This window comes from Clostridia bacterium, from assembly GCA_026414765.1.
In the GTDB taxonomy this organism is placed as follows: Bacteria; Bacillota; Clostridia; order Acetivibrionales; family DSM-27016; genus SKW86.
The window spans coordinates 38,283-50,910 of sequence record JAOAIJ010000022.1; the positions used below are offsets into that span (position 1 = coordinate 38,283).

Annotated in this window: 10 protein-coding genes; 2 read left to right on the forward strand and 8 right to left on the reverse strand. The window is 35.1% G+C overall.

Going from position 1 to position 12,628, the window contains the following annotated elements; genetic code table 11:
- Positions 1 to 62: 62 nt before the first annotated feature.
- The 7 genes from N3I35_09155 to N3I35_09185 form a co-directional block, all read right to left on the reverse strand.
- Positions 63 to 1,079 (reverse strand): GHMP kinase, encoded by a 1,017-nt coding sequence (locus tag N3I35_09155; GenBank protein MCX8130251.1) that lies wholly within the window; start codon positions 1,077 to 1,079, stop codon positions 63 to 65.
- A 25-nt stretch (positions 1,080 to 1,104) separates the two neighbouring features.
- Entirely contained in the window at positions 1,105 to 1,794 is a 690-nt protein-coding gene (locus N3I35_09160) for an HAD family hydrolase (GenBank protein MCX8130252.1), read from the reverse strand.
- A 50-nt stretch (positions 1,795 to 1,844) separates the two neighbouring features.
- The gene (locus N3I35_09165; protein ID MCX8130253.1) at positions 1,845 to 2,531 is read right to left on the reverse strand and encodes a dihydrofolate reductase family protein; all 687 of its coding nucleotides are present in this window, start codon (positions 2,529 to 2,531) and stop codon (positions 1,845 to 1,847) included.
- A gap of 20 nt (positions 2,532 to 2,551) precedes the next feature.
- Positions 2,552 to 3,700 (reverse strand): extracellular solute-binding protein, encoded by a 1,149-nt coding sequence (locus tag N3I35_09170; GenBank protein ID MCX8130254.1) that lies wholly within the window; start codon positions 3,698 to 3,700, stop codon positions 2,552 to 2,554.
- A gap of 24 nt (positions 3,701 to 3,724) precedes the next feature.
- On the reverse strand, positions 3,725 to 5,608 hold the full coding sequence (locus tag N3I35_09175; protein ID MCX8130255.1) for an alpha-amylase: 1,884 nt from the start codon (positions 5,606 to 5,608) through the stop codon (positions 3,725 to 3,727).
- A gap of 326 nt (positions 5,609 to 5,934) precedes the next feature.
- Positions 5,935 to 6,972, reverse strand: coding sequence for an alcohol dehydrogenase catalytic domain-containing protein (locus N3I35_09180; protein MCX8130256.1), 1,038 nt, complete (start codon positions 6,970 to 6,972; stop codon positions 5,935 to 5,937).
- A gap of 99 nt (positions 6,973 to 7,071) precedes the next feature.
- Positions 7,072 to 7,635: a helix-turn-helix domain-containing protein gene (locus N3I35_09185; protein ID MCX8130257.1), complete on the reverse strand. Its 564-nt coding sequence runs from the start codon at positions 7,633 to 7,635 to the stop codon at positions 7,072 to 7,074.
- A 686-nt stretch (positions 7,636 to 8,321) separates the two neighbouring features.
- Here N3I35_09185 and N3I35_09190 point away from each other — a divergent pair.
- Together N3I35_09190 and N3I35_09195 are read left to right on the forward strand one after the other, a co-directional pair.
- Complete coding sequence (locus tag N3I35_09190; GenBank protein ID MCX8130258.1) at positions 8,322 to 11,372, forward strand: insulinase family protein; 3,051 nt, start codon at positions 8,322 to 8,324, stop codon at positions 11,370 to 11,372.
- Positions 11,373 to 11,555: 183 nt separating this feature from the next.
- The gene (locus tag N3I35_09195) at positions 11,556 to 11,711 is read left to right on the forward strand and encodes a hypothetical protein (protein MCX8130259.1); all 156 of its coding nucleotides are present in this window, start codon (positions 11,556 to 11,558) and stop codon (positions 11,709 to 11,711) included.
- A 125-nt stretch (positions 11,712 to 11,836) separates the two neighbouring features.
- Here the strand turns inward: N3I35_09195 and recO are convergent, their stop codons facing one another.
- Positions 11,837 to 12,592: a DNA repair protein RecO gene (recO, locus tag N3I35_09200; GenBank protein MCX8130260.1), complete on the reverse strand. Its 756-nt coding sequence runs from the start codon at positions 12,590 to 12,592 to the stop codon at positions 11,837 to 11,839.
- Between the last annotated feature and the right edge of the window lie 36 nt (positions 12,593 to 12,628).

A 12,628-nucleotide genomic window follows, 5' to 3' on the forward strand; every position in this document is an offset into this window, starting at 1 on the left:
TCTATATAGCTATACTATCTATAAATCTTACCAGGTAGTCACAACTGGAAACTAAATAATTCTTACGCACTGATTACCTTTTTATAGTCTACAAAGCCGCAATTATCATTGACATTAAGTATAATTCTGCTTCCATATTTATCAAATGAAACCGGCAATTCCTTGTATTCTTTTAAAGCTTCTCTAACTTTCTGCCTGTTTCCGGGAGGACATAAGAAAAGGAAATATCCTCCTCCCCCCGCTCCCAGAAGTTTACCACCATAGATTCCTGCTTTTTTAGCAGTTTCATACATCATGTTAATTTCACTATTATAAATTTTGTTGGAAAGTTTCTTTTTCTCATCCCAGCTTGTATCAAGCATTTCACCTATTTTCTTTATATTCATGTTTAAGAATTCCTTTTCACATGTCATAGCCATTTTTTTTAATGTGTCCAAAGCATCAAAATTGTTTCCGATATTCTTCTTCTGGTCAGAAAGCACTGAAGAAGCCTTTCTGGCAATTCCTGTATAGAACATCATTGTGTATGAATTCAGTAGTTTATAGCCACTGTTCGAAATGTTGATACTTTCTATATCTACGCTGCTATCCTTATTGAAAAGATATTTTCTGAAACCGCCAAATGCAGCTGCATACTGATCTTGCTTCCCTATTGGTTCATTTAGCTGATCTATTTCTATTTTGCATGCAAGCTCTGCAAGTTCCCTGGGGCTTTTAAAATCTCCTTTAAAAGTGAACAGCGAATTCAAGAGACCTACTGTAAATGAACTTGATGATCCAAGGCCACTTCCTTTTGAAGGGATATCTGCTATGCACGTAATTTCTATACCACAGTCTATCTCTGCAATTCTTAGTGCCTCCCGTATTATTTCATGCTGGATTTCATCTATGTGGTCTACTTCTTCCCTTTTTGAATAATGTGCAACAACCTTGTTGTCATATCTGGACTTAACAATAATATAAATATATTTATCAATGGTGGCGCTGAAAACTACTCCACCGTTTACTCCATAATAATCCCTTATATCCGTACCTCCACCGAAAAAACTCACTCTTAGAGGTGTTTGACTTATAATCATATCTTTTTTATACCTCCTGTATATATTAACTGCTTTCAGAAAATCTTTTTTCCAAAATAACATTCAATATATTTACGTCTATTTCAGAAAAGTGTGATATTGTTTTGTCAGCCTTTGATAAGTCCTGATTGCCGGAATTAGGATTTTTAAAGCCGATACATGGCATTCCTGCTTCCAGTGAAGCAATAATTCCGTTACGCGAATCTTCTATTACCACACAATTGGACGGTTTTATACTCAAAATCCGGGCCGCCTTTAAAAAGATATCCGGTTCCGGCTTTCCTTTTTCAACTTCTTCACCACTGACAACCAAATCAAAGTACCCTTTTATATCCAACTTATTCAGAATGATATCTATTAGCTTTACAGGAGAAGATGAAGCAATTGCAGTTTTTATTCCTTTTTCTCTCAATTCTCTGATAAGATCCAAAACACCGTCTATAGGTCTCAGGCTTTCTTGAATACTCATCTGTTTGATCACCTGGTTTTTATGAAATACAAGGAGTTCTTCAACAGTATGCGGCAAGCCGTAGTTGCTCTTTATTCTATGCCACATTTCTTCCAGAGTTATACCGACAAAGGAGTGATGTTCTGCTTCAGGTATAATTAGACCAAACTTGCCGAATGATTTTCTTTCTATTTCGAAATAAATGGGTTCACTGTCTATTATTACTCCATCCATATCAAAAATAACTGCTTTTAGTAAATCTCTCATTTTACCTTCATCTCTCCTTAATAAATTAGCTTGATTTCCTGTGGCAGTTTTTATGCAACAGGCCTGTCATGCATTGTGTATGCATTTCTTGCAAACCTCAACAGGGTATAATTCTCACGCGGTTGTATATCGATAATCCTATACTTTTTTGTCGAAGACATGTCTCTGTATCCAATGCCATCAACAAGAGTAATGTTTGATGTTCCGCCGATAATAATGGGAAGCTGCATGAGAATAATCTCATCAGCCAGATCATTTGCGACAATGCTCCAATTCAGTTGCCCTCCTCCTTCAACCATAACACTTTTTATGTTATGTTGTTCTTCAAGGCATCTGAACAATTCTTTAAAGTCTAGCTTTTCTTTGCCGCAAACTATATATTGCTTGCCCATTCCGGTAATCAGGTCAGCCTTTTCCTTATCAAAGCCCTTTTCTGTAGTTGCTACTATGGTCCTGCCCTTATCCACTAAAACATTGGAATCTGGAGGAATATCCATTGTAGATGTCGGAATGATCCTTACCGGATTTCTGTTTTCTTCATAACGGTTTGTCAGAAATGGATTATCTGTAATAATTGTTTTTCTTCCTACCATAATTCCATCCACTTTTCCTCTGAATTTATGTATAAATTCCAAATCTTCATTACTGAATAATTTAAAAAGATCTTTACTTGAATTTCCTGCTCCTAAAGTCAACTTTCCATCAATAGAAATCTGACTGAATATAGTAGTTTTCATAATTTTTCACTCCATTATAGTTAATTATATTTTTTGTTCAGATTTTTCGCTCTTTCCTCCATTTGAACTATGACCTCATCCAATTCCACTCTTTTGTTCCAGTAGAGATCTATACCAAATTCCAAGACATTCCATGTGTTTGCTGTTTTATTTCCGGGCACAAGTGGATAACCCGCTTTCATTTGCTCCAATACAACCTTTCTGTTGTAAGTGCTTGTCTTTTCAACCTTATCCAGAGCTGAGGGGACAAGCGGTATTCTATTTACACCGTTAGCCCATCTTATCTGACATTCCTCACTGATCATCAGGCTCGCAAACTCTAGCAGATAATCCCTTAAATCAGATTCCAGAGAATTGTTTGGGAACATCAGGCCTATTGAAGATGTGACGGGAGTGGAGTTCATTCCTTTTATCGAAGGTATCGCACATACTCCGAGCTTTTCGCCCAGGTTTCCACTGATAAAGTCATACACCCATTCACCGTTGACTATTGCTGCAATATCACCGGAATGAAACTTGTCCAGCATTTCATATGAAGCGTTAAAACTTGATATTACTCCTTTACTCATTAAATAATCTATATATGAAAATGCAGTTTTCACTTTGGAATAGTCAAGTTTTTCCGAATCATTATCAACAACAGGCCAGGTACCACAAGCAGATAGTATCGGCAGTAACCAGTAGGATTGGTTTACATCTGTAGATGCAGGTATAAACCCTTCTGATAACAGTTCACCGGATATCTCCTCCAGCTCTTCCCAACTTTCAGGGGCTTTGCCTAATATATCCTTATTGTAATACATTATAAGATGATTACCCCCAAGAACGGGAAGCCCAAACTGTCTGCCGTTCATGTTCATTGTTTGAAGCATTTTTTCCGGAATTATCCCCTTATAAAGCTTACCAGGAACATCAGAGCATAAAGCATTTTTACCGAGCAGTGACAAATCCGACGGTACAAAAGCCATATGAGGCCCTTCGCCTGTTATATATATGCTGTCAATCCTCTCTACCATTTCCTTAAGACTCATAACTTCCGGTTTTATACTTACTCCATATTTATTTGAAAAATCATTGCAGATTTCTTCAAGTACATTTTTTGACAGATCTCCCGGACCATCAAACTCATGCCATATGACAATTTCTTTTTCATTTCTTTGTACTGACATCTTCGTTCTCCCTTCCATTATTTGCTAATACTTAACTGCAACGATTGCCTGTCCAGGCTTTAAAACTATACAGTCTGTTAATTTTTTGTCAATACTGTTTAAATGAGTGTCGGCAAGGATTCTTAGTTCTTTTATACCAGAAAATACCTTTTCCAGATTGACATTAATCTCATTGTCCATGTTTAAGTTAAAACAGCAAACAAGCATTTTTTGTTTTTGTACATATGCATAAATAATTATATCTTCTGGTGTTTCCGGTATAGTAAAGTTATCCGGCTTTATCAGGCCAAGGTATTCTTTTCTTATCGAATACAAACGTCTTAATAATAAATTCATATCTTCTGCATACTGATTTGTCCAGTCTATTTTTATCTTGTTAAAAAATGCTCTAGGTATCTCAGCACCGTTTGTATTATCTGCCAATCCACAATTTAAAGGCTGCTTTTCATTTACCTCAAAGCCTGTTGTTATGTAGGGAACAGCATTTGGAAGGAAGTAATTGAACACCCCCATCATCCTTGCTAGATTAATACCCCCGTTTCTGCTTGTAATCCTTGGAGTATCTGCTGTCTCTGCACATGCGAAAATATTGATTTCCAATGACGGCAGCTCTTTTAAGTAATCTACAAGTGTTTTCTTACTGATTTTGGACATAATGTTCCAACCGCTACCAAGCATTATGTTGTATCCGCTGCTTTTTGCCTTCTTATGGTTTGAATTGAACAAATCCTCACTGATAAGGATTGCATCAGGTTTTATTTTTTTGACTACATTAAACAAATGCTGAAGCAGAGGAACCGGGAGCGTGTGCCCTATATCAACTCTGAAACCGTCGAGTCCGTAAACTTCCATATCATGTCGAAGTACTTCTTCAAAAATATCCCACAAACCCTGATTTGGTATACCTGCAGGAAAAATATTGCCTTTAATGGTATCAAACATAATGTAAGGAGCCTGATCAGCTTTAAGATACTTTTGCACCGAAGGTGTCACATCCATAAAAAGACGCAGGAATGTTGTATCTGTCCATATTGGCTGTACGTCATTTATCCAGTCCGAGTGTGCAGGCGAAGTAGTTATTTTCATTTCAAGTTCTACTAATGTAAGTAAATCCTCTCCGGTTTCCCTGGACATCTGCTTTATTCTTTCCCACAATTCGGGATTCAGCTTATCGGGAGAATGCGAAAATTTCTCAAGGTGTACTGCTGTCTCACAGGAGTTATATATAATATCAATTTTCTCAGGAGTACATTCTTCAAAAAAGCCTAATTCCGGTATTTCTGGTGGCTTAAATCCTTCTATATGCTCAATTTTTATCCAATATACCCAATCCGGATGCTTTTCTATCAAATCACTGTTTCTCGCTGTTACCCTTGGTATAAAGTCGTGCACTACCTTAATGCCCATAAGGTGACATGCCTCTATCAAAGCAGCAAATTCTCTCTTAATATCGAAATCTACCATCCCGTCAAGCAAATCATCATGCAGGTTCGGATCCAGTTCAAAGTAGTTTTGTATCGCATATGGAGATCCTATATCGCCTTTTTGATTCAGCGTACTGTATTTTGTGACAGGCAGGACATAAAGAATATCTACTCCATAATTCTTTAGCATAGGTAAAAGAATAATTGTTCTTAAGAAAGTACCTGATTCAATTTTGCCATCGTCATTATAATCCCATGCAGTTGAATATCTTACAAGTGAATTGTAAATGACGCTTTTGCTTAAATCATTATTTTCATGAAATAAGCCGGACTTCTCCCCATCAAGTATATAGTCAATACACGCTTTAATAAATGCATAGGGATTTACAGATATTTCTCCATTCTTTTGATCCAGAACATCTTTATATCCTATAGTATTCCATATGGAAGGTATCCAAAACGATTTATGTGCAACCGATTGCATTTCCTCTAAATACAAATATACATTATTTAAATTTTTTGTTTTGTTAATCAAACTTTTTTCACTTCCCCTTTAAAATATTTCATGTAGACACTTCGGTTATTATGGTTTTATGAATAACCTTTAAGACTGCATGACTACTAAGATTGTAGCAAAGTTTATAAAAGAATCAGCTTATACTAATAATGGATTTTAATTTGGTTAATTAACTATTTTTCTTTTTTAAAGGGCTTATACTAATTAATATTTCAATCCCAAGAATAATACTAAACATTAAATATGCAACCGCTTGCATTTGTTTTTAAAAAATTTTATTTTCTTTCTCTGACTTATAACATAAGAGCGGTTTTTATGGTCTCACAACTTACTGCACATCTGGTATCCAAGTCATATCCAAGAAGTTCATTTATAGCTTCTTTATATTCTTCCAGCGGGTATTTTCTCGTTACCAGTTTATTCAGATCAGGCAATGTCGAAGCAAATTGGATTGTTGTCTCAAACAGCTGATTATATTCGCCCAGCCCCAAAATTTTTATTCCGTTTGATAAATATTTTGCAGGTGAAAAGGTAAATTTGTAATTCGGATTAATCCCCAAGAGTACAATCCTACCCCCGCGTTCTATATATTCTTCAGCAAATTCAAGCTGATTACCGATTGCATCTATAACCAGATCAAATTTACGACCAGAATTAATTTTATAAACTGTTTCAACACTTAGCATTTCCGGACTGAAAGCATAGTCTGATATAGTTTTTGCATATTTAAGTCTAAACTCACTTTTTTCCGTTGCAGCTGTCAATCGGGACAGTTTTTTTGATGCCATCTGGCACAGCATTCCCATTGGTCCTGATCCAAGTACAAGGACAGAATCATCAACACTTATTTCTGCTTTCATCAGATTATGCAGTACACAAGCTAGAGGCTCAATCATCAAAGCCGTCTCCCAGCTCATATTGTCGGGTATTCTATAAACATATTTATCTTCACAGACAAAATATTCAGCAAAAGTTCCATGTATATTCAGCCCGGCGATGTCAAACCCTCCAGTACGGCCGCCATTACACAGATTGGTTGCACCTCTCCTGCAATAATAGCAATTGCCGCAGTATTGATTAGGATCTATGACAACTCTGTCTCCAACTTTTATATCTCCGACTTTTTCTCCGACTCCGGTTACTGTACCTACAGCTTCATGCCCTCTTATGACTTCAGGTGCTTCCTGTTCTTTTCCTGCAATTAAAGCAAGATCTGTTCCACATATTCCTGTAAGGTGTATTTTAATCTTTACCTGGTTTGGAGTTTTTATTTCCGGTTCTGCTACCTCAGTTTTTCTAAGTTTGTTTTCTGACCATATTAAGGCTTTCATTATATCGCCTCCCTTCAAAACATCAATTATCAAAAGTTACATATATGTAACAGTTCAGGCTATATGTTATTAAGACTGTATACTTCTCTAAATTCATTATTAAGCTGGCTTAACCTCTTTATAAAAAACTGTATCCGGCTCATTTGTATCAAATATTCCATTGTTTTCTTTTTCATACTTTTTTTGAAGCTTTATATCTAGATCGTTTCTCTTATGTTTTAGGCTTTGCTTTGTATATCCCATCGAATATACCAGCTTATACAGGCTTCCCGGATGGTACTCTATTCTGAAATTTTCCCTGATCCATTGCGCTAATAGTCTCATACTCCAGATATCACGGTCTAAACCGCATTCTCTTGGTGAATGGATTAATATTTCCTGCAATATCTGCTTTTGATCCGGCGATAAATAACTTTTTCTATTGCTGTGTGTTTTACTGTAAAGCCCATGCACACTGTTTTCATTATACCTATGTATCCAAAGTCTTACTGTAGCATCAGATTTATGAAGATTTGCCGCTACCTGAAGACTTGTTTGTCCATCCCATGTTTGCAAGATGGCAAGAAGCTTAATCTTTATTTTTGCATCTGTACACTTATTATAAACAGCCTTGAGTTCTTCATAAGGCATATGATTTTCATTAATATTAAGTTTTTTTCTCATGATATCAGGCCTTTCGGTTATTTTATCCATTACTGCAACTAGTACTTTTTATCATCCACCTCCTGAAACCCCTTTCAATTGCAGATGTTTTTGGGCATATTTTGCAAAGAATAATATAGATTAATAGTTTTTGGTAATTAGTTTTCTACATTCTAAAAATTAGTATAAGCTGTATTCAATTTTGAATTTGCTAATAATATAAATAACTAAAGATAATAAACATTACGTTTATGTATATTAATTTGTTATTTTTATTAGCAGTTTCATAGCCTGATATATACATTATGTTAATATAATAACATACCTGTTACATAATGTTGAATTTTACAACATTTGTATTAACACTGTCAAGAAATTTTTGTTAACTTTCTGTTAGTTTTTTTATTGTATTAACCAAGTTCGGTTTATGTACACAAATGTTCACTTACACTTTTAGTTAAAGTTATTCTATTTTTATTTGAAAAATATTAATTATAACTTAATTTGATAAAAAATGAAGTAATTCGAATTGAAATAGAGTCCAAAAGAAATAGCATGTAGTAACGCGTTTTGACATATATATACATTTGTGTGAAAATGAATATCAAATATTAAGGATAACTTAAGGATAAGGAAAAGTTACCTTAAATAATACAAGATAAAATTAATCTTGTAAGCAAAAAATATGACTAAAAGGAGAGACTACCATGAAAAAAATTTTATTAAGGAAAATATCTGCACTTTTTATAGTAGTAGTATTTCTGGCTGTATCACTAGCCCTACCTTATAATTCCGTCTATGCTGCTTCAGTCAATACTATTCCTGCTGCAGAATACCAGATTTCAAAGGTCTATTCCGGTTTTAAACTGATTTCATCAAAAAGTATGCCTGATTTAAACTCTACCGTTATGATGTTCAGCCATGTAAAAACCGGAGCCAGATTAATGTTTGTAAAAAACAATGATAATGAAAGATCTTTTTCTATCAGCTTCCGTACACCTACTACTGACGATACAGGCGTAAATCATATTATAGAACATTCTGTTCTAAACGGTTCAAAAAATTATCCGTCAAAATCTCCATTCGCGGAAATGCTGAAACGTTCTCTTGGCACATTTATAAATGCAATGACTTCATCAGATTTTACTATCTATCCTGTCTCCAGCGTAAATGAAACAGATCTTAAAAACCTTATGGGAGTATATCTGGATGCAGTATTTTATCCAAATCTGCATACTGAACAAAATATATTTAATCAGGAAGCATGGAGGTATACCCTTGATTCCAAGGATTCAAAACTTTCAATAAACGGTATTGTATATAACGAAATGAAGGGAAATTACTCTAATTCAAAATATGTTCTGGACAAGGAAATTACAAAGTCATTATTGTCAGAATCATCCTACAAATGGGATGCCGGCGGAAACCCTGAAGCTATTCCTACACTTACATGGGATAAGCTAAAAGCTGTACACAAGAAATACTATACTCCTTCAAACAGTTATATTTACCTTTATGGAAATCTTGATATAGGTAAATATCTTGAATTTATTGACAAAAACTACTTGAGTAAATTCTCGAAAGTAACTACTGATAGTTCAATAAAATCACAAAAGGCCTTCAAGAAGGCAGTAGAGAAAGTAGCGTTCTATCCTGTTCCAAGTAATGAAAGCTTAGATAGAAAAACCTACCTGGCACTTAACTTTGTTACAGGTACAATAACAGACAAAGAGCTAATGACAGGCATGGATTACTTGAGCTATCTCCTTATGGGTTCAGAAAGTTCGCCTTTGAAGAAAGCCTTGCAGGATAGCGGTATAGCCGATAACATTACTTACTCATTTAGCAATGATTCTTTACAGCCTGTTTTGTCATTTATTGCAGAAAATTCCGATGAATCTTCCAAGACAACCTTTAAAAAAGTAATAACTGACACCCTTAATAAAGTAGTCAAAACAGGTTTTTCAAAGGATTTGATCAATCAAACATTCGCTCAATATGATCTTAGCAAACGTATTCAAAAAATATCATCAATGAAGGGGCTATCCATAAATATCAATATTATGAAGCAATGGGTTCATGACACAGACCCTACTATATATATGAATAATTCCGATTCTGAGGCAAAAATCAGAAAACTTGCGGATAAAAAGTATTTTGAAAATCTTATTAACAAATATTTGCTTTCAAATACTCACAGCTCATTAGTCATACTTAAGCCCTCAGCCGGAATGGAAGAAAAAAATGAAAAAACACGTTCCGAAAAATTGGAAAATTATAAGAAAAAGCTTGATGCTAAAGCTATATCAGCTCTAATAAAAGGAACCGAGAATTTTAAAGCATGGCAGGATAAGCCCGATTCTGCAGAGGCTCTGGCTAAAATACCCAGACTGTCTGTAAAAGACATAAAACCTGAATTACCTGACCTGACTGTAAATACTGAAAAGCTTTCCGGTGTTGAGGTACTTTCACATACAGTACCCCTAAACGGAGTTTCATCAATCAATATGTATTTTGATACTTCAAGAGTACCACAGGACAAATTGCACTATATGAATCTGCTTGCATCCCTCCTTGGTAATCTTGATACAAAGAAATATAAGCAGGAAGACCTGAGTAACATAGTAAACCTTTATAGCAGCGGAATATACTTTGGTGCTTCTGTAGCAACAAATTCGAAAAATCCTGATTTGTATAAGCCAGTAATGGCTGTTTCCTTACTGACTCTTAATAATAATGTTTCAAAATCACTGGAATTAACTGAAGAAATAATAAATAACACTGTCTTTACCAATAAGGCGAAAATCAAACAGATTATTCAGCAAAACAAAATGTATATGCAGCAGATGTACGCCTCGGGAAGCGGAATGTACTCATCACTTAAGCTTCAAGCTTACTTTTCTGAAGCCGGGCGTTATATAGAGAATCTTATGGGACCCGGGTACTATACATTTCTAAGGGATATTGAAAAGAATTTTGACAAAAATTCGGATGAAATAGTAAAAAACCTTCAGGAAACCTATTCTTCAGTATTTAACAAAAATGGCCTTATAGCGAGCCATAGTGGAGATGCCTCCGGGTATACTGCTTTTAAGAGTAACCTGGAAAAAATTATTTCGAAAGTAAATTCAGAAGAATTATCTGTTCAAACATACAAATTTGATGTTCCCGACAAAAATCTGGCTCTTCCCCTACCTGTAAAAGTACAAACAGTGATACAGGGCGGCGATTTTTCAAAGGAAAATTATAAATATAGTGGGAAAATGCTTGTTCTGCAAAAAATCCTTAATATGGAATATTTATGGAAGAGCATCCGCACTTCCGGCGGTGCTTACGGTTTTAATATTGACTTTTCTCCAAACGGCTTAATGTCTATAATGTCAATACGGGATCCGAACTTAAGTGAGACACTTGAGGCATTCAAGGGAGCTGTTAAGTTCTTAAAAGAGTTTAATCCGACTGAAGATGAAATGGAGAATTTTGTTATCGGAACTATTAGTGAATTCCTGAAAATAAAAAGTATGGGGCCTCTATATGAAGGCTCGATTTGCGACAACTTGTACCTCTCAGGACTTACAGCATCCGACATGCTTACTTGGATGAATGAAGTACTTGATACAAAAGCTGAAGATATTAGGGGTTATGCGGAAATGCTGGATAAAGTCGTGAAACAGGATGTATATTATGTGGAAGGCTCTAAAGAAAAAATAGAAGAAAATAAAGATTTATTTACCAGATTGGATTCTATTGGAAAATAATTTATCGTGTTATTTCTTAAGAGGCTGATATTTATTACTGTCAGCCTCTTAATTCTTATTATAGCTTAGTCCTTACTTCCTTATAGATTTTTGCATTTCCAAGACACTCATCTTGCATTTCTGAATATAATGTATTATAATAAATACATTAACGTATTGTTCCTAATGCAAGGAGGTATTAGCATGTTACACTGCAGGTATTGTAATTACCTAATAACTTATCCGCACAAAAACGAATCCACCAATGTCGAAACATTCATATGTGAATATGCAAATCTTTCACTTCCGGTTGACTTCGAAGAACAGAATGATGAGTATCCATGCTGCAAGAAAACATGACTATTTTATTTACCTGCTTGTCACATAAAAAACTAAACAGATTAATAGATAGGGGTACATCCTCATAGGGTGCGGACTCATTGCTGCACCCTATGAGGATGTACCCCTATTGTACAAACCTTCATTCATATGGGATTTTCCAGCTCTTTTATGAAATCAAGCTTTTTATACTCACGTTCCAGTCTATCTTTTATATACCTTTTAGATATTCTTCCTAACTCATCTAGGATATGAGGAGCTAAATCGAAGCTGTACAAATCTTCAAATCTGGTATGAACTATGTGCCTTAGCGCCCTTAAAGCTCCCTGAGACAATTCTACTGCATTAGAATCTTTTGTTCTACATCCGCCGCATATAGTACCGCACTTCCTAAAGCTGAAAAAATATTTTAAATCTGCGTTGCATTCGTTACACTCCATACACTCTTTGACGTATGGGGCATATCCGATTATTGACATAAATCTTATTTCAAAAATCCTTATTAAAAGTTCAGGTGATTTCCCAGTCTTCGCAAGCATATGAAGTGTATTCAAAAAAAGCTGCAGCACTTTAGCTGCAGGCTGATTTTCTTGAATCACATCGTTTACAAGGTCTACCATATGAGCTGAATAAGTAAGCTTGAAAACATCATTTCTTATCTCATAGAAGGGCTCTATGATATCTGCACTGCTTATAGAATACATATCTTTTCCCTTATAAAGTACAAAATCGCAATAACATAAAAATTGCGTAGCAGCTGCAAATTTATTTTTTGGCCTTCTTGCACCTTTGGCACTGCCTGTAAGTTTTCCATGACTTCTCGAAAAGATAGTTACTATCTTGTCAGCCTCACCGGTATTGATTTCTTTTAGAATTATACCCTTTGTCTTTACATACCCCATAATACAATCCTTTTATTCCTACCCAGATAAAAATAA